The 18,704-nt window shown below is 65.8% G+C and carries 14 protein-coding genes and 1 pseudogene; 14 read left to right on the top strand and 1 reads right to left on the bottom strand.

Annotated features, from left to right (window positions below; all coding sequences use genetic code 11):
• Positions 1-34: 34 nt before the first annotated feature.
• From U4Z64_RS23575 to ugpQ, 8 genes are all read left to right on the top strand, one after another.
• Complete coding sequence (locus U4Z64_RS23575; protein ID WP_082088580.1) at positions 35-589, top strand: shikimate kinase; 555 nt, start codon at positions 35-37, stop codon at positions 587-589.
• A complete protein-coding gene (aroB, locus tag U4Z64_RS23570; protein ID WP_044845981.1) occupies positions 586-1,665 on the top strand; it encodes a 3-dehydroquinate synthase in 1,080 nt (359 codons plus the stop codon). Before U4Z64_RS23575 ends, aroB begins: the two co-directional genes overlap by 4 nt.
• A gap of 41 nt (positions 1,666-1,706) precedes the next feature.
• Positions 1,707-2,915, top strand: a complete 1,209-nt coding sequence (locus U4Z64_RS23565) for a deoxyguanosinetriphosphate triphosphohydrolase (protein WP_044845980.1) — start codon at positions 1,707-1,709, stop codon at positions 2,913-2,915.
• 90 nt (positions 2,916-3,005) lie between these two features.
• Positions 3,006-4,340, top strand: coding sequence for a sn-glycerol-3-phosphate ABC transporter substrate-binding protein UgpB (gene ugpB / locus U4Z64_RS23560; protein WP_044845979.1), 1,335 nt, complete (start codon positions 3,006-3,008; stop codon positions 4,338-4,340).
• A gap of 98 nt (positions 4,341-4,438) precedes the next feature.
• Entirely contained in the window at positions 4,439-5,323 is an 885-nt protein-coding gene (ugpA, locus tag U4Z64_RS23555) for a sn-glycerol-3-phosphate ABC transporter permease UgpA (RefSeq protein ID WP_044845978.1), read from the top strand.
• Positions 5,320-6,165, top strand: coding sequence for a sn-glycerol-3-phosphate ABC transporter permease UgpE (gene ugpE / locus U4Z64_RS23550; RefSeq protein ID WP_044845977.1), 846 nt, complete (start codon positions 5,320-5,322; stop codon positions 6,163-6,165). Before ugpA ends, ugpE begins: the two co-directional genes overlap by 4 nt.
• 27 nt (positions 6,166-6,192) lie before the next feature.
• The gene (locus U4Z64_RS23545; protein ID WP_124487847.1) at positions 6,193-7,278 is read left to right on the top strand and encodes a sn-glycerol-3-phosphate import ATP-binding protein UgpC; all 1,086 of its coding nucleotides are present in this window, start codon (positions 6,193-6,195) and stop codon (positions 7,276-7,278) included.
• Positions 7,279-7,306: 28 nt separating this feature from the next.
• A complete protein-coding gene (ugpQ, locus tag U4Z64_RS23540) occupies positions 7,307-8,071 on the top strand; it encodes a glycerophosphodiester phosphodiesterase (protein ID WP_321821245.1) in 765 nt (254 codons plus the stop codon).
• A 163-nt stretch (positions 8,072-8,234) separates the two neighbouring features.
• On the opposite strand, the gene U4Z64_RS23535 is transcribed toward ugpQ, so the two are convergent.
• Positions 8,235-8,960, bottom strand: coding sequence for an OmpW/AlkL family protein (locus U4Z64_RS23535; RefSeq protein ID WP_044845975.1), 726 nt, complete (start codon positions 8,958-8,960; stop codon positions 8,235-8,237).
• Positions 8,961-9,153: 193 nt separating this feature from the next.
• Here U4Z64_RS23535 and U4Z64_RS23530 point away from each other — a divergent pair, with 193 nt between their 5' ends.
• From U4Z64_RS23530 to thpR, 6 genes and pseudogenes are all read left to right on the top strand, one after another.
• Positions 9,154-9,867 (top strand): transposase, encoded by a 714-nt coding sequence (locus tag U4Z64_RS23530; RefSeq protein ID WP_006752972.1) that lies wholly within the window; start codon positions 9,154-9,156, stop codon positions 9,865-9,867.
• Between the two features lie 289 nt (positions 9,868-10,156).
• Complete coding sequence (locus U4Z64_RS23525) at positions 10,157-14,860, top strand: glutamate synthase-related protein (protein WP_044845974.1); 4,704 nt, start codon at positions 10,157-10,159, stop codon at positions 14,858-14,860.
• 85 nt (positions 14,861-14,945) lie between these two features.
• The gene (locus U4Z64_RS23520) at positions 14,946-16,412 is read left to right on the top strand and encodes a glutamate synthase subunit beta (RefSeq protein WP_044845973.1); all 1,467 of its coding nucleotides are present in this window, start codon (positions 14,946-14,948) and stop codon (positions 16,410-16,412) included.
• Between the two features lie 209 nt (positions 16,413-16,621).
• Positions 16,622-17,155 (top strand): RICIN domain-containing protein, encoded by a 534-nt coding sequence (locus U4Z64_RS23515; protein WP_257775430.1) that lies wholly within the window; start codon positions 16,622-16,624, stop codon positions 17,153-17,155.
• Between the two features lie 553 nt (positions 17,156-17,708).
• Positions 17,709-17,894 (top strand): annotated as a pseudogene (locus U4Z64_RS23510) (alanine:cation symporter family protein); the annotation flags it as partial.
• Positions 17,895-18,007: 113 nt separating this feature from the next.
• Positions 18,008-18,556, top strand: coding sequence for an RNA 2',3'-cyclic phosphodiesterase (thpR, locus tag U4Z64_RS23505; RefSeq protein WP_044845971.1), 549 nt, complete (start codon positions 18,008-18,010; stop codon positions 18,554-18,556).
• The last annotated feature ends 148 nt before the right edge of the window (positions 18,557-18,704 follow it).

The raw sequence follows: 18,704 nt of genomic DNA, 5'->3' as shown, positions 1-18,704 counted from the left end.
CCACACACCAGCAAGATTCAAGCAGAGGAAGCCGTTGCAAGCGCGGGACCCACATGCAAACGTATTTTTCGTCGGCCTTATGGGAGCGGGTAAGACCACCGTGGGCCGTGCGGTCGCGCGCCGGCTCGACAGGACGTTCTTCGACTCCGACCACGAAATCGAGGCCCGCACGGGTGCGCGCATTCCGGTGATCTTCGAGATGGAGGGCGAGGCCGGGTTTCGCGACCGCGAATCGCAGGTGATCGCCGATCTCACGCAGCGCGAGAACATCGTGCTCGCGACGGGCGGCGGCGCGGTGCTGCGGCCCGAGAATCGCGATTGCCTGAAAAGCAGCGGTATCGTCATCTATCTGCGCGCCAATCCGCACGATCTGTGGCTGCGCACCCGCAAGGACAAGAACCGCCCGCTGTTGCAGACCGACGATCCGAAGGCGCGTCTCGAAGCGCTCTACGAAGTGCGCGACCCGCTGTACCGCGAATGCGCGGACTTCATCATCGAGACCGGCCGCCCGTCGGTCAACGGCCTCGTCAACATGGTGCTGATGCAACTCGAACTGGCAGGCGTCATCGCCAAGCCGCTACAAGCATGATTACCGTCAACGTCGATCTGGGCGAGCGCGCCTACCCGATTCACATTGGTGCCGGCCTGATCGGCCGCACCGAGCTGTTCGCCCCTCACATCACCGGTTCGTCGGTCACGATCGTCACGAACACGACGGTCGATCCGCTCTACGGCGACGTGCTGCGCGCGGCGCTCGCGCCGCTCGGCAAGCGCGTGTCGACGGTCGTGCTGCCGGACGGCGAGGCCTACAAGAACTGGGAAACGCTGAACCTGATCTTCGACGGCCTGCTGACCGAGCGCGCCGACCGCAAGACGACGCTCGTCGCACTCGGCGGCGGCGTGATCGGCGACATGACCGGCTTCGCCGCCGCGTGCTACATGCGCGGCGTGCCGTTCATCCAGGTGCCGACGACGCTGCTGTCGCAGGTCGATTCGTCGGTCGGCGGCAAGACGGGCATCAACCACCCGCTCGGCAAGAACATGATCGGCGCGTTCTACCAGCCGCAGGCCGTGATCGCCGATATCGGCGCGCTGACCACGTTGCCCGATCGCGAGCTGGCGGCCGGCGTGGCCGAGGTCATCAAGACGGGCGCGATCGCCGATGCGGCATTCTTCGACTGGATCGAGGCGAACGTCGAGGCGCTGAACCGCCGCGAGCCGGCCGCGCTCGCGCATGCGGTGAAGCGCTCGTGCGAGATCAAGGCGAGCGTGGTCGCAGCCGACGAACGCGAAGGCGGGCTGCGTGCGATCCTGAATTTCGGCCATACGTTCGGCCATGCGATCGAGGCCGGGCTCGGTTATGGCGAGTGGCTGCACGGCGAAGCGGTCGGCTGCGGGATGGTGATGGCGGGCGACCTGTCGGTGCGGCTCGGCCTGCTCGACGAAGCGTCGCGGCAGCGGCTCGACGCGGTGATCGCCGCCGCACATCTGCCGGTGCGCGGGCCGGCACTCGGCGATGCGCGCTACATGGACCTGATGCGCGTCGACAAGAAGGCTGAAGCCGGAGCGATCAAGTTCATCCTGCTGAAGCGATTCGGCGATACGCTGATCACCCAGGCGCCCGACGAAGCCGTGTTCGCTACGCTGGCGCAGACGACCCGGTAACGGCGCCCCGGATGCCCCGGCGCCCCTGACATGGAGGAGACGTGAGCGAGACATCCAGCAGCAAACCGACCCGAGCCGGCCGCGCATCCGCTGCGGCGCTGGCCGAGCCGCCGACGCTGGCGGCGCTGGAAGCCCATCTCGCTCCGTATGCCGCCCACGCGTCGCAGTCGCGCGGCCGCCGCCATCAGGAAACCCCGCCGGCGGCGCGCACCGAATTCCAGCGCGACCGCGACCGCATCGTTCATTCGACCGCGTTCCGCCGGCTCGAATACAAGACGCAGGTCTTCGTCAATCACGAAGGCGACCTGTTTCGCACGCGCCTCACGCACAGCCTCGAAGTCGCGCAGATCGCGCGTTCGGTCGCGCGCAACCTGCGCCTGAACGAGGATCTCGTCGAAGCGATCTCGCTCGCGCACGATCTCGGCCATACGCCGTTCGGCCATGCCGGGCAGGATGCGCTGAATGCGTGCATGCGCGAGCACGGCGGCTTCGAGCACAACCTGCAGAGCCTGGCGGTGGTCGACGAGCTCGAGGAGCACTACGGCGCGTTCAACGGCCTGAACCTGTGCTTCGAGACGCGCGAAGGCATCCTCAAGCACTGTTCGCGCGAGAACGCCCGCAAGCTCGGCGCGCTCGGCGAGCGTTTCCTGCAAGGCCGCCAGCCGTCGCTGGAAGCGCAGCTCGCGAACATCGCGGACGAAATCGCGTACAACAACCACGACGTCGACGACGGCCTGCGCTCCGGCCTGATCACGATCGAGCAGCTCGCCGAAGTCGAGCTGTGGCAGCGCCACTACGACGCGGCGCTCGCCGAATTCCCGCATCTCGAAGGCCGCCGCCTCGTGCACGAGACGGTGCGCCGCATCATCAACACGCTGATCGTCGACCTGATCGACGAGACCACGCGCAATCTCGCGCGTGTCGCGCCCGCGTCGCTCGACGACGTGCGCGCCGCGCCGCCGCTCGTCGCGCACAGCGAGCCGATCGCCGCGCAGGCGGCGGCCCTCAAGCGTTTCCTGTTCAAGAACCTGTATCGCCACTACAAGGTGATGCGCATGGCGAACAAGGCGCAGCGCGTCGTCACCGGGCTGTTCGACGCGTTCATCGACGATCCGCGCCTGCTGCCGCCGCCGTACCAGTCGGACGACGAAGCGCAGCAGCCGCGCCTCGTCGCGCACTACATCGCCGGCATGACCGACCGCTTCGCGCTGAAGGAATACCAGCGCCTGTTCGTCATCAACGACAACTGACTGTCACAAACGATCACTAGACTTCGCCGGTTCAGTGGCGACGGGAATGTTGCACACGCTGTTGGTAACGTTTTCACAGGAGAGAGATCGATGAAGAAGAAGCCCGCGGGGACAATGGTTCGCTCGATCGCGCTGGGCGGCGCGCTCATGTTCGGTGTGCAGCATGCGGCGTTCGCCGCGACGGAGATCCAGTTCTGGCATGCGATGGAGTCGGCGCTCGGTGAGCGCGTCAACGAGCTCGCCACGCAGTTCAACGCATCGCAGAGCGACTACAAGATCGTGCCGGTCTTCAAGGGCACGTACGACCAGGCACTCGCGGCGGGCATCGCCGCCTATCGCAGCGGCAACGCGCCGGCGATCCTCCAGGTCTATGAAGTCGGCACCGCGACGATGATGCAGGCGAAGAAGGCCGTCGTGCCGGTCTACGACGTGTTCAAGCAGGCCGGCGTGCCGCTCGACGAAAAGGCGTTCGTACCGACCATCGCGAGCTACTACAGCGACGCGAAGACGGGCCATCTCGTGTCGATGCCGTTCAACAGCTCGACGCCGGTGCTGTACTACAACAAGGACGCGTTCAAGAAGGCCGGGCTCGACCCGAACCAGCCGCCGAAGACGTGGGCCGACGTGCAGGCCGCCGCGGAGAAGCTGCGCAAATCCGGGATGACGTGCGGCTTCACGACCGGCTGGCAGGGCTGGATCCAGCTCGAGAACTACAGCGCGTGGCATGCGCTGCCGTTCGCGAGCCGCAACAACGGCTTCGACGGCGCCGACGCGGCGCTCGAATTCAACAAGCCGCAGCAGGTCGCGCACATCGCGTTCCTGCAACAGATGCAGAAGGACGGCACGTTCACGTACGCGGGCCGCAAGGACGAGGCATCGGCGAAGTTCTACAGCGGCGACTGCGGGATCCTGACGACGTCGTCGGGCGCGCTCGCGAACGTGCAGAAGTTCGCGAAGTTCAGCTACGGCACCGGCATGATGCCGTACGACGCGAACGTGAAGGGCGCGCCGCAGAACGCGATCATCGGCGGCGCGAGCCTGTGGGTGCTGGCCGGCAAGGATCCGGCGACCTACAAGGGCGTCGCGAAGTTCCTCGCATTCCTGGCCTCGCCGCCGATCGCCGCGAAGTGGCACCAGGAAACCGGCTACCTGCCGGTCACGACGGCCGCGTACGAACTCACGCGCCAGCAGGGCTTCTATGCGAAGAACCCGAGCGCGGAAACCGCGATCAAGCAGATGATGAACAAGCCGCCGCTGCCGTATACGAAGGGGCTGCGCCTCGGCAACATGCCGCAGATCCGCACGGTCGTCGACGAAGAGCTGGAGCAGGTCTGGGCGGAGAAGAAGTCGCCGAAGGAGGCGCTCGATTCGGCGGCGTCGCGCGGCGACGAGCTGCTGCGCCGCTTCGAGAAGTCGGGCGGCTGAGCCTGCATCGCGTTCGTGCCGCCGGCCGCCGCGTCGCGTATGCGCGCGTGCGGGCCGGCGGCACGGTTCCCTTCCCGTTTCGCCTCCGGACACCCGCGATGCAATCCCGTTCCCGTTTCGGCGCGAGCCTGCTGCCGTACCTGCTGATCGCGCCGCAGCTCGCGATCACCGCCGTGTTCTTCCTGTGGCCGGCCGGCGTCGCGCTGTGGCAGTCGACGCAGATGCAGGACGCGTTCGGCACGTCGAGTGAATTCGTCGGTTTCGCGAACTTCACGCACCTGTTCGCCGACCCGCTGTACCTCGACTCGTTCCGCACGACGCTGGTGTTCAGCTCGCTCGTCACGGTCAGCGGGCTCGTCGTGTCGCTGCTGCTCGCCGCCTGCGCCGACCGCGTGATCCGCGGCGCGCGCGTATACCGCACGCTGCTGATCTGGCCGTATGCGGTCGCGCCGACGATCGCGGCCGTGCTGTGGGCGTTCCTGTTCAACCCGAGCATCGGCCTCGTCACCTATGCGCTCGCGAAGGGCGGCATCGTGTGGAATCACGCGCTGAACGGCGGCCAGGCGATGTTCCTCGTCGTGCTCGCGTCGGTATGGAAGCAGGTGAGCTACAACTTCCTGTTCTTCTACGCAGGGCTGCAGGCGATTCCGCGCTCGCTGATCGAGGCGGCGGCGATCGACGGTGCCGGGCCGGTGCGGCGCTTCTTCCACATCGTGCTGCCGCTGCTGTCGCCGACGAGCTTCTTCCTGCTGGTCGTGAACCTCGTCTACGCGTTCTTCGACACCTTCCCGGTGATCGACGCGGCCACCGCCGGCGGCCCCGCGCAGAGCACGAAGACGCTGATCTACAAGATCTTCACGGAAGGCTTCCAGGGGCTCGACATCGGCAGCTCGGGTGCGCAGTCGGTCGTGCTGATGATCATCGTCGTCGGCCTGACGGTGATCCAGTTCCGCTTCGTCGAACGCAGGGTGCAATACGCATGATCGAAAATCGCAAGGGCTTCGACCTGTTCTGCCACGCGGTGCTGATCGCGGGCGTCGTGCTGATCGTGTTCCCGGTGTACGTCGCGTTCTGCGCGGCGACCATGAACGCGCAGGAAGTGTTCACGATCCCGCTGTCGCTGGTGCCGAGCACGCACCTGCTGGAGAACGTCGCCTATATCTGGGGGCACGGCAGCGGCGGCACGACGGCGCCGTTCGGCCGGCTGCTCGTCAACAGCTTCGTGATGGCGCTCGCGATCGCGGTCGGCAAGATCGCGGTGTCGATCCTGTCCGCGTACGCGATCGTCTACTTCCGCTTCCCGTTCCGCAACACGGCGTTCTGGCTGATCTTCATCACGCTGATGCTGCCGGTCGAGGTGCGGATCTTCCCGACCGTGCAGGTCGTGTCGACGCTCCACATGACGAACACCTACGCGGGGCTCTCGCTGCCGCTGATCGCATCGGCGACCGCGACGTTCCTGTTCCGCCAGTTCTTCATGACGCTGCCCGACGAGCTGATGGACGCCGCGCGCATCGACGGCGCGGGGCCGCTGCGCTTCTTCCGGGACGTCGTGCTGCCGCTGTCGAAGACGAGCATCGCGGCGCTGTTCGTGATCACGTTCATCTACGGCTGGAACCAGTATCTGTGGCCGATCCTGATCACGACGGAGGCGTCGCTGTCGACGGCGGTGGTGGGCATCAAGACGATGATCGCGAGCGGCGACGCCGCGACCGAATGGCAATACGTAATGGCGGCGACGCTGCTGGCGATGATTCCGCCGCTCGTCGTCGTGCTGGCGATGCAGCGCTGGTTCGTGCGCGGCCTCGTCGATTCCGAAAAATAACTGACGTAACCGGGAGAAGGACAAGGTATGGCTGCGCTGAGCTTGAAGGGCGTCAGGAAATCCTACGACGGCAAGCAGCACGTGCTGCATGGCATCGACGTGGAGATCGCCGACGGCGAATTCATCGTGCTGGTCGGCCCGTCGGGCTGCGGCAAGTCGACGCTGCTGCGGATGATCGCGGGGCTCGAGACGGTGACGGACGGCGAGATCGCGATCGGCGAGCGCGTGGTCAACGCGCTGGAGCCGAAGGATCGCGACATCGCGATGGTGTTCCAGAACTACGCGCTGTATCCGCACATGACGGTCGCGCAGAACATGGGCTACGGGCTGAAGATCCGCGGCATCGAGCGCGCGACGATCGACGCGCGGGTGGCTGCCGCCGCGAAGATCCTCGAGCTCGAGCCGCTGCTCGCGCGGCGGCCGCGCGAACTGTCGGGCGGCCAGCGGCAGCGCGTCGCGATGGGGCGCGCGATCGTGCGCGAGCCGTCGGTATTCCTGTTCGACGAGCCGCTGTCGAACCTCGACGCGAAGCTGCGCGTGCAGATGCGGCTCGAGATCCAGCGGCTGCATGCGCGGCTCGCGACCACGAGCGTGTACGTGACGCACGACCAGATCGAGGCGATGACGCTCGCGCAGCGCGTGATCGTGATGAACCGCGGCTATGCGGAGCAGATCGGCGCGCCGGTCGACGTGTACGAGAAGCCGGCGACGGTGTTCGTCGCGGGCTTCATCGGCTCGCCGGCGATGAACCTGATGCACGGCCGGCTGTCGGAGGATGGCGCGACGTTTACGGTCGCGGGCGGCGGCCCGGCACTGCCGGTTGCCGGCGCGCCCGGCATCGGCACCGCGATCGCCACCGGGCGCGACTGGGTGCTCGGCGTGCGGCCGGAGCACATGACGCCGCAGCCGGGCGTCGCGCAGGCGACGCTGCCGGTCGACTCGTGCGAGCTGCTCGGCGCGGACAACCTCGCGCACGGCCGCTGGGGCAACCACGACGTCGCGGTCCGGCTGCCGCACGCGGATCGTCCCGCGCGCGGCACGGCGCTGGGTGCCGCGCTGCCCGCGCACCGGCTGCATTTCTTCGATCCCGAGACCGGCAAGCGGGCCGGCTGAACCTGACGAACCCGTTGCGAGGCGCATGATGACTTCCCGAACCGACTGGCCCTATCCGCGCGTCGTCGCCCATCGCGGCGGCGGCACGCTCGCACCGGAGAACACGCTCGCCGCGTTCGACGAGGGCGCGCGGCGCGGTCACCGGATGGTCGAGTTCGACGCGAAGCTGTCCGCCGACGACGTGACGTTCCTCCTGCACGACGACACGGTCGACCGCACGTCGAACGGCCGCGGCCCGGCGGCGGGCATGCGTTATGCGGCGCTGGCCGCGCTCGACGCCGGTGCCTGGTTCGACGCGCGTTTCGCGGGCGAGCGGATGCCGACGCTCGAGGCGGCGGCGGCGCGCTGCGTCGCGCACGGGCTGGCGGCGAACGTCGAGATCAAGCCGTGCCCGGGCCGCGAGCGCGACACGGGGCAGCGGGTCGCAGCGGATGCGGCCGCGTACTGGCATGGCGCGGCGGTGCCGCCGCTCTTGTCGTCGTTCTCGTTCGAGGCGCTGCAACAGGCGCGCGCGAGCGCACCGGCGCTGCCGCGCGGGATGCTGTACGAGGCGGTACCGGACGACTGGCACGCGCAGGTCGTCGATGCGCTCGGCTGCGTATCGTTGCACGCAAGCCACAAGGAGCTCGACGAACCGCTCGTGCGCGCGATCAAGGCGGCCGGCCTGCGGATCCTGGTGTACACGGTCAACGACCTCGCCCGGGCGCGCGAACTCGCGCGCTGGGGCGTCGATGCGGTCTGCACGGACCGGATCGACCTGATCGCCGCCGATGCGCTGGACGACATCGCGTAGCGACCGGTCCCGCGCGATGCTGGTCGCGGGAAAACCCTGAGGCAAAAAAACGACGCCCCGGCGGGTCTCCGCCGGGGCGTTTTCCATCGTGGAGACGTTACGTCACGAAAAATCGGCTACAAATTGCAGCAGGATTAACCATTCCCCAAATATTCGACTACGCTTAGAAGCGGTAGCCGATGTTCAGGTACGTGACGATCGGATTGAGCGAGATCTTCGCTTTCGACGTTTCGGTCAGGGTGCCGACCGGCGTCCGGCGGGCCGTCGTGAAGGTCGCGGTGACGCTGATCGGGATGTACGAGATCGACAGGCCGCCGAACCAGTGTTTCGTGAAGTTGTACGTGAAGCCGGCGTTGAACACGGGCGCCCACTGGTTGCTGGTCGTCGCGCTGGTGGGGCCGCCGAGCACGCCGTTCTCGAAGCTGCTGTTCGTGATCTTTGCGCCGGTGAACCACGTATATGTCGCGCCGACGCCGACATACGGACGGAACTTCGCGTTGGCGTCGTTGAAGTGGTAGCGCAGCAATACGGCGGGGCTCCACTGGTACGCACGGCCGAGTACGCCGAAGTTTTCGAACCGACCCTTGCCGGTAATGTCGAACTTCGGCGGTATCCCCATCACGAGCTCGGTGGAGATATGGTCGGTGACGAAGTAGCCCGCTGCGAGACCGAGCGTATCGGCGTCGTTGATGCCGGCGCCGGTGTTGGGAATCGATTGGTTGATGGGCGTGCCGCCGACGCCGTAGACGAACAGCGGGTCGCTGCTGTCCTGCGGCGAAAAGTGCAGCCAGCCGGTGCTGACGTAGAAATCACCTGCGGATTGTGCGTGTGCCGTACCGCCCGCGAATGCGAGCGCCACGGCCCCCGTAATGGCCAGTTTTCGTTTCATTGTGTCTCCTCCGATCAAAGGCGTGCTCATTATGACGACTGCGTTTAAAACCAAACAAGCTCGCAAGTTAGAGCTTTCTCCCTAGGATTCGCACGACCGTACGCTTCCGCGCCCCGCCAGGACAGGCATTCTACGCAGGTGCGCATTTTCGGACCTTCGGGTATTTCCTAACGCGTTCAAACGGACATTCAGCATGGCACGGTTAGCACGACTCTACGTTCCCGACCAGCCGCAGCACGTGATACTGCGCGGCCTGGATCAGCAACCCGCGTTTGTCGACGACCAGGACTACGAACTCTTCATCGATTGTCTGAAGGCCGCCGCACGCGATCACCATCTTTCGGTGCATGCCTACGTGCTGCTGCCGCGTCAGGTGCAGCTCCTCGTGACGCCGAGCGACGAGGCGAGCCTGCCGAAGGCGATGCAGGCGGTCGGCCGCCGCTACGTCGCGCATTTCAACCGGCGCTATTCGCGGCGCGGCACCCTGTGGGAAGGCCGCTATCGCGCGACCGTGATCGAAGGCGAGCGCTATTTCCTGCTCGCGAGCCGCGTGGTCGAGATGAGCCCGGTGCGCGCGCAGCTGGTCGCGACGCCCGACGCCTATCGCTGGTCGAGCTACCGGCACCACGTCGGGCTCACCGTCGACAGCCTGATCACCGACCATCCGCTCTACTGGGCGCTCGGCAACACGCCGTTCGACCGTCAGCGCGCGTACAAGGAGCTGTGCGAGCAACCGCTCGACGAGCGGCAGGCCGATCAGCTCCAGCAGGCGACGCTGAAGGGCTGGGTGCTCGGCGGCGAGAACTACCGCGAGTGGGCGGCGCGCACGGCGAACCGCCGCGTGTCGCCGCTGCCGCGCGGACGCCCCAGAAAGGTGCGTGAAAACACGCCGCCGATCCAGCAGTAACGCGGGAAAGGCGGATCACGAGGCGGCGCTGCGGGCGCCGCTTCTTTTTGCACCAAAACGATACGGCCCCAATAAAACGGCACCAGATCCGAGCATTGGTTTAAATGGGGTTCGATCAAGCGGTTTTTGTTGCTATTCCTTTGATTCGTCGCGTATATTCCGAATTCCGGTGGCCCGGGTGAAGCTCGCCCAACCACTGTCGGCCGTGCCGTCTCCCGTCGGGAGCGGGATCGACGGCAACAAAAAAATGGTTCAACGGCCCTCGAGGCCCCTTTACGACGGTGTCCCCATGAACGACCACCAGCAGCCGCTCGCCGCGGTGCCCGCCGCACAAGGTCTGTACGACCCGCAAAACGAACACGACGCCTGCGGCGTCGGCTTCGTCGCTCACATCAAGGGCAAGAAGAGCCACGAGATCATTCAGCAGGGTCTGAAGATCCTCGAGAACCTCGATCACCGCGGTGCGGTCGGTGCCGATCCGCTGATGGGCGACGGCGCCGGCATCCTGATCCAGATTCCGGACGCGTTCTATCGCGAGGAAATGTCGAAGCAGGGCGTGACGCTGCCGCCGGCCGGCGAATATGGGGTCGGCATGATCTTCCTGCCGAAGGAAAACGCATCGCGTCTCGCGTGCGAGCAGGAGCTCGAGCGGACGGTGCGGGCAGAAGGGCAGGTCGTGCTCGGCTGGCGCGACGTGCCGGTCGACCATACGATGCCGATCTCGCCGACGGTCAAGGCGAGCGAGCCGCTGATCCGCCAGATCTTCATCGGCCGCGGCAAGGACATCATGGTGACCGACGCGCTCGAGCGGAAGCTGTACGTGATCCGCAAGACCGCGAGCCACCGCATCCAGGCGCTGAAGCTCAAGCACGGCAAGGAATACTTCGTGCCGTCGATGTCGGCGCGCACGATCGTCTACAAGGGGCTGCTGCTGGCGGGCCAGGTCGGCGTGTACTACCGCGACCTGCAGGACGCGCGCGTCGTGTCGGCGCTCGCGCTCGTGCACCAGCGCTTCTCGACCAACACGTTCCCGGCCTGGGAGCTGGCGCACCCGTACCGGATGATCGCGCACAACGGCGAGATCAACACCGTGAAGGGCAACGTGAACTGGCTGAACGCGCGTACCGGCGCGATCGCGTCGCACGTGCTCGGCGACGACCTGCCGAAGCTGTGGCCGCTGATCTACCCGGGCCAGTCGGACACCGCATCGTTCGACAACTGTCTCGAACTGCTGGTGATGGCCGGCTACCCGCTCGTGCACGCGGTGATGATGATGATCCCGGAAGCCTGGGAACAGCACACGCTGATGGACGAGAACCGCCGCGCGTTCTACGAATACCACGCCGCGATGATGGAGCCGTGGGACGGCCCCGCCGCGATCGCGTTTACCGACGGCCGCCAGATCGGCGCGACGCTCGACCGTAACGGCCTGCGCCCGGCGCGCTACATCGTGACCGACGACGACCTCGTCATCATGGCGTCGGAAGCCGGCACGCTGCAGATCCCCGAATCGAAGATCGTCAAGAAGTGGCGCCTGCAGCCGGGCAAGATGTTCCTGATCGACATGGAACACGGCCGCATCATCGACGACAAGGAGCTCAAGGACAACCTCGCTAACGCGAAGCCGTACAAGAGCTGGATCGACGCCGTGCGCATCAAGCTCGACGAGATCGAGCCGAAGGCCGAGGACGTCGCGGCCGGCCGCACGCAGGGCGCCGCGCTGCTCGATCGCCAGCAGGCGTTCGGCTATACGCAGGAAGACCTGAAGTTCCTGATGGCGCCGATGGCGCAGCAGGGCGAAGAGGCCGTCGGCTCGATGGGCAACGACTCGCCGCTCGCGGTGATGTCGAACAAGAACAAGACGCTCTATCACTACTTCAAGCAGCTGTTCGCGCAGGTCACGAACCCGCCGATCGACCCGATCCGCGAGAACATGGTGATGTCGCTCGTGTCGTTCATCGGCCCGAAGCCGAACCTGCTCGACACGAACAACATCAACCCGCCGATGCGTCTCGAAGTGTCGCAGCCGGTGCTCGACTTCAAGGACATCGCGAAGATCCGCGCGATCGACCAGTACACGGGCGGCAAGTTCAGCGCGTACGAACTGAACATCTGCTACCCGGTCGCATGGGGCAAGGAAGGCATCGAGGCGCGCCTCGCGTCGCTGTGCGCGGAAGCCGTCGACGCGGTCAAGTCGGGCTACAACATGCTGATCGTGTCGGACCGCAAGACGGACGCCGAGCACGTCGCGATTCCGGCGCTGCTCGCCACGTCGGCGATCCACTCGCACCTCGTCCAGCAAGGGCTGCGCACGAGCACGGGCCTTGTCGTCGAGACGGGCTCCGCACGCGAGACGCACCACTTTGCGCTGCTCGCGGGCTACGGCGCGGAAGCCGTGCACCCGTACCTCGCGATGGAAACGCTCGCGAAGATGGCCGAAGGCCTGTCGGGCGACCTGTCGCCGGAGAAGGCCGTCTACAACTTCACGAAGGCGGTCGGCAAGGGCCTGCAGAAGGTGATGTCGAAGATGGGCATCTCGACGTACATGTCGTACACGGGCGCGCAGATCTTCGAAGCGCTCGGCCTGTCGAGCGACCTCGTCGAGAAGTACTTCAAGGGCACGGCCTCGAAGGTCGGCGGTATCGGCCTGTTCGAAGTCGCGGAAGAAGCGATCCGCCTGCACCGCGATGCGTTCGGCGACAACCCGGTCCTGCGCGACATGCTGGACGCGGGCGGCGAGTACGCGTATCGCGTGCGCGGCGAAGACCACATGTGGACGCCGGACTCGATCGCGAAGCTCCAGCACGCGACGCGCAGCAACTCGTACCAGACCTACAAGGAATACGCGCACCTGATCAACGACCAGACCAAGCGTCACATGACGTTCCGCGGCCTGTTCGAGTTCAAGGTCGAGCCGACCAAGGCGATCCCGATCGAAAACGTCGAACCGGCGAAGGACATCGTGAAGCGCTTCGCGACGGGCGCGATGTCGCTCGGTTCGATCAGCACGGAAGCGCACGCGACGCTCGCGATCGCGATGAACCGGATCGGCGGCAAGTCGAACACCGGCGAAGGCGGCGAGGACGAGAAGCGCTACCGCAACGAACTGCGCGGCATTCCGATCAAGTCGGGCGAGACGCTGAAGTCGGTGATCGGCGACGAGATCGTCAGCGACATTCCGCTGAAGGATGGCGATTCGCTGCGCTCGAAGATCAAGCAGGTCGCGTCGGGCCGCTTCGGCGTCACCGCCGAGTACCTGGCATCGGCCGACCAGATCCAGATCAAGATGGCGCAGGGCGCGAAGCCGGGCGAAGGCGGCCAACTGCCGGGCCACAAGGTGTCCGAATACATCGGCAAGCTGCGTTACTCGGTGCCGGGCGTCGGCCTGATCTCGCCGCCGCCGCACCACGACATCTACTCGATCGAGGATCTGGCGCAGCTGATCCACGACCTGAAGAACGTGAACCCGAGCTCGAGCATCTCGGTGAAGCTGGTGTCGGAAGTCGGCGTCGGCACGGTCGCGGCCGGTGTCGCGAAGGCGAAGGCCGACCACGTCGTGATCGCCGGCCATGACGGCGGCACGGGCGCGTCGCCGCTGTCGTCGGTCAAGCATGCGGGCACGCCGTGGGAACTCGGCCTCGCCGAAACGCAGCAGACGCTGGTGCTGAACCGCCTGCGCGGCCGCATCCGCGTGCAGGCCGACGGCCAGATGAAGACGGGCCGCGACGTCGTGATCGGCGCGCTGCTCGGCGCGGACGAATTCGGCTTCGCGACGGCACCGCTCGTCGTCGAAGGCTGCATCATGATGCGCAAGTGCCACCTGAACACGTGCCCGGTCGGCGTCGCGACGCAGGATCCGGTGCTGCGTGCGAAGTTCAAGGGCCAGCCCGAGCACGTCGTGAACTACTTCTTCTTCGTCGCCGAGGAAGTGCGCGAGATCATGGCGCAGCTCGGCGTCGCGAAGTTCGACGACCTGATCGGCCGTGCCGACCTGCTCGATACGCGCAAGGGCATCGAGCACTGGAAGGCGAAGGGCCTCGACTTCTCGCGCGTGTTCTACCAGCCGGAAGAGTGCGAGGACGTCGCGCCGCGTCACGTCGACGTGCAGGATCACGGCCTCGAGCGCGCGCTCGACCACGTGCTGATCGAGAAGGCGAAGGCCGCGATCGAGAACGGCGAGCATGTGTCGTTCATCCAGCCGGTGCGCAACGTGAACCGCACGGTCGGCGCGATGCTGTCGGGCGTGATCGCGAAGAAGCACGGCCACGAAGGCCTGGCCGACGACGCGGTGCACATCCAGCTGAAGGGCACGGCCGGCCAGAGCTTCGGCGCGTTCCTCGCGAAGGGCGTGACGCTCGACCTCGTGGGCGACGGCAACGACTACGTCGGCAAGGGCCTGTCGGGCGGCCGGATCATCATCCGTCCGACCAACGACTTCCGCGGCAAGTCCGAGGAAAACATCATCTGCGGCAACACGGTGATGTACGGCGCGATCGAAGGCGAATCGTTCTTCCGCGGCGTCGCGGGCGAGCGCTTCTGCGTCCGTAACTCGGGCGCGACGGCGGTCGTCGAAGGCACGGGCGACCACGGTTGCGAATACATGACGGGCGGCACGGTCGTCGTGCTCGGCGAAACCGGGCGCAACTTCGCGGCCGGCATGTCGGGCGGTCTCGCGTACATCTACGATCCGGAAGGCACGTTCGCGGCGAAGTGCAACAAGTCGATGGTCGCGCTCGAGCCGGTGCTGCAGCAGGCCGAGCAGGAGCGCACGGTCGACCGCGCGCTCTGGCATGCGGGCACGACGGACGAAGCGCTGCTCAAGGGGCTCGTCGAGCGTCATTTCCAGTTCACGGGTTCGCCGCGCGCGAAGTCGCTGCTGGAAAACTGGGACGCGGCGCGCCGCCAGTTCGTGAAGGTGTTCCCGCACGAATACAAGCGCGCGCTGGGCGAGATCGGTGCGAAGAAGGCGGCGAAGGAAGTGCTGGCCGCCTGAGCGACGAACGACATAGCGAATGCCGCGCGCGCCTGACGGCCGCGCGCGGCTCCCCCACCCGATACACCGAACAGAAGAGCACCTTATGGGCAAGGCAACCGGTTTTCTGGAGTTCGAACGCCGCCACGAGGCGTACGAAGCACCGCTCACGCGCGTGAAGCACTACAAGGAATTCGTCGCGGCGCTGACCGACGCGGACGCGAAGGTCCAGGGCGCACGCTGCATGGACTGCGGCATCCCGTTCTGCAACAACGGCTGCCCGGTCAACAACATCATTCCTGACTTCAACGATCTCGTTTACCGCCAGGACTGGCAGCAGGCGATCGAAGTCCTGCATTCGACCAACAACTTCCCCGAGTTCACGGGCCGCATCTGCCCGGCGCCGTGCGAGGCAGCCTGCACGCTCGGGATCAACAACGATCCGGTCGGCATCAAGTCGATCGAGCACGCGATCATCGACAAGGCCTGGGCCGAAGGCTGGGTGAAGCCGCTGCCGGCGGAACACAAGACCGGGAAGAAGGTCGCGGTCGTCGGTTCGGGCCCCGCGGGCCTCGCCGCTGCGCAGCAGCTCGCGCGTGCCGGCCACGACGTGACGGTGTTCGAGAAGAACGATCGCGTCGGCGGCCTGCTGCGTTACGGGATCCCCGACTTCAAGCTCGAGAAGTGGCTGATCGATCGCCGCATGCGCCAGATGGAAGCGGAAGGCGTGACGTTCCGCACCAGCGTGTTCATCGGCAAGGATCCGCTGCCCGAGTCGATCGGCAGCCTCGCGAAGGAAACCATTTCGCCGGACACGCTGAAGGAAGAATTCGACGCGGTCGTGATCGCGGGCGGTTCGGAAACGCCGCGCGACCTGCCGGTGCCGGGCCGCGAGCTCGCCGGCGTGCATTTCGCGATGGACTTCCTGCCGCAGCAGAACCGCGTGAACGCGGGCGACAAGCTCGCCGACCAGCTGCTCGCGAAGGGCAAGCACGTGATCGTGATCGGCGGCGGCGATACGGGTTCGGACTGCGTCGGCACGTCGAACCGTCACGGCGCGAAGCAGGTCACGCAGTTCGAACTGCTGCCGCAGCCGCCGGAAGAGGAAAACAAGCCGCTCGTGTGGCCGTACTGGCCGATCAAGCTGCGCACGTCGTCGTCGCACGAGGAAGGCTGCGAGCGTGACTGGGCGGTTGCGACCAAGCGTCTCGAAGGCAAGAACGGCAAGGTCGAGAAGCTGATCGCGGTGCGCGTCGAGTGGAAGGACGGCAAGATGCAGGAAGTGCCGGGCTCCGAGTTCGAGATGAAGGCCGACCTGGTGCTGCTCGCGATGGGCTTCACGCAGCCGGCAGCCACCGTGCTCGAGGCATTCGGCGTCGCGAAGGATGCACGCGGCAACGCGCGCGCGGCGACCGAAGGCGATCGCTCGTACTACACGTCGGTCGACAAGGTGTTCGCGGCAGGCGACATGCGTCGCGGCCAGTCGCTCGTCGTCTGGGCGATCCGCGAAGGCCGCCAGTGCGCGCGCTCGGTCGACGCGTACCTGATGGGGCATTCGGAACTGCCGCGCTGAGCTGAAGCGCGCGAGCGGGTTTCGAAGACGGCCGGGCGTCCGAAAGGGCGCCCGGTTTTTTTATTGGGCCGAGCGATGCCGGCAATCAATAAAGCAGCAATTAAATCGACAATTTATAAAAACAAAAATATCAAACGATATATTGAGGTAGAGATTGAATTGGGGTCTATCGCCACCTATAGTGATTTTCGCCTGATTAATTCAGGTGCATGAAAAAGGTCTGGTTTTCATACTTTTTGGAGAAAATCATGGCGTATATATCGATGTCGTTTCAGTTTACGCAAGACCCCACGCGCGTCCTCGGTGTTGCCCAGAACAATACCAACGGCAACGTGATCGGCCCCAATGCCCCGGTACAACTGCGCTACTTCACCGACCCGAATGTGCAGACCCTGTGGGACTACGATCCCACCCACGGTTGCATCATTCTGGATTTCAGCGATTCGAACGGCGGCGGCAAGCTGGCGGTCGACTTCGCAGACGGGAAGGTCGCGCCCGAGACGCCGCTGGTCCTGCGTCCGTTCACGGGGGCGCCGTCGCAGCGCTGGAGCATTTCGATTCGCCCGGGATATATTACGTCCCTCGCCAACACAGGCCTCGTGATCGACGACCATTACGATAGCCTGCAAGCGAACAACCTCGTCTGGGCATTCCCCTACAACGGGACCCACGCACAGCAATGGACGCCGGTTCATGCCTTCCAGGCAGTCGCCGAAAGAGCGCCGCAATCGCTACGAGCATAAGAACGGTTCGTTGTCGCCACGGGAAGGTGGTGCCCGTGGCGGCAACGGGGCGGCCCATTCCGTGCGCGAATGCCGTGACCTGGAAAACCGCTTCGGTTCGCCGCATTAATTTCTGCTTTGGCATGCTCGCGTTTTGAGAAATTTTCCATGGCTAATCGGATGGCATGAAAAGCCGGTTCAATGGCGGGTTTTGTTTTTCGTCGTGATTTCTATTTGGCGCTCCGCTATTGCGAACGTTTTCCGGTGCGAAAAGCCGCGAATCGCCCACCGCGCTATTTTCGGACTGGATCGCTACTTGGCGCCGCGCCAACCACTCCGCGTGACGAAGTGCGTGGCTTCGCGGCACACACGAGTCCCAGGCATGCATGCGCCGCTTGCTCCCCCCGTTGCGCGTCCCGCATCTTCCCGAAGCGTCGCCTAACCTGATCACATCGGGCGTTGATGTTTCGTTTCGCGATTTCGAAGCCTTTCGTTTTGTAATAACCATTGAGAACTGTCTTCGCCGTGTTCACACGGCCGCCGCGTATGACGACCCCATTTACAACGACTCTGGATGGAGGCATTCGTGCATGGGTTGATCGACGCCGCCAACGGCGTGTTGTGGAATGACGTGCTGATCGCACTGCTGCTCGGCGCCGGCAACATCCCCGGCGTCGCGGTCGCGCTGACGGTCGGCGGGGCGGGCGCGATCTTCCGGATGTGGATGACGGCGCTCGTCGGGATGTCGTCGGCGTTCGTTCCCGAACTCGCTCACGTGCTGCCGGCCGACGTGTGGGGCGAGCACGGCCCGCTGCCGCAGCGAGCGGCGCCTGTCGAAGTGGTGGCCGAAGCACGCGTGGCGGTGCGCGAGTCATGAACGGCGACCGGCTCCGTGTGTTCGTCGCACTGATGCCCGATACGGCGTCGCGCGATGCGTTGCACGCGCTGCCGGTCACCCGCGGCGCGCGGCGCACGCTGCCCGCGCAACTGCACGTGACGCTCGCGTTCATCGGCGCGATCGAACGCGCGCGTTGCGACGCGCTGGCCGCACGCCTGCCGGCGCTCGCGGCCGCGCATGCTTTGCCGTTGCAGCCGGTCGAGCGAATTGCATGGTGGCCGAGCCTGCCGCGCGCGAGGCTGATCGTCGCGGAACTCGCGCCCGATCCCGCCTGTGCGGCGCTGAATGCCGAGTTGTCCTCGCTGCTGCGCGAGCTGGGCGTGCCGGCCGACCGCCGGCCGTTCCGGCCGCACGTCACGCTCGCGCGGCTGCCGCGCGACGCGGACGGGCAGCCCGCGCACGGCGGCGCGACCGGGCGGCCGGTTGCGCTGCGTTTCGTCGCGCTGACGCTATTTGAAAGCCGGTTGTCGCACGACGGCGTGTCGCATGTGCCGATCGTGTCGGTGCCGATCGTGCCGGCGTAGCGGGAAGACGGGAAGGCGGGAAGACGGGAAGGCGGGAAGGCGGGAAGACGGGAAGACGGGAAGACGGGAAGACGGGAAGACGGGAAGACGGGAAGACGGGAAGACGGGAAGACGGGAAGACGGGAAGACGGGAAGACGGGAAGGACGC

The organism is Burkholderia sp. BCC1996 (assembly GCF_905339955.1).
GTDB lineage: Bacteria > Pseudomonadota > Gammaproteobacteria > Burkholderiales > Burkholderiaceae > Burkholderia.
The sequence above is the reverse complement of the archived record's forward strand: the minus strand, read 5'-3'. Positions and strand labels throughout refer to the sequence as shown.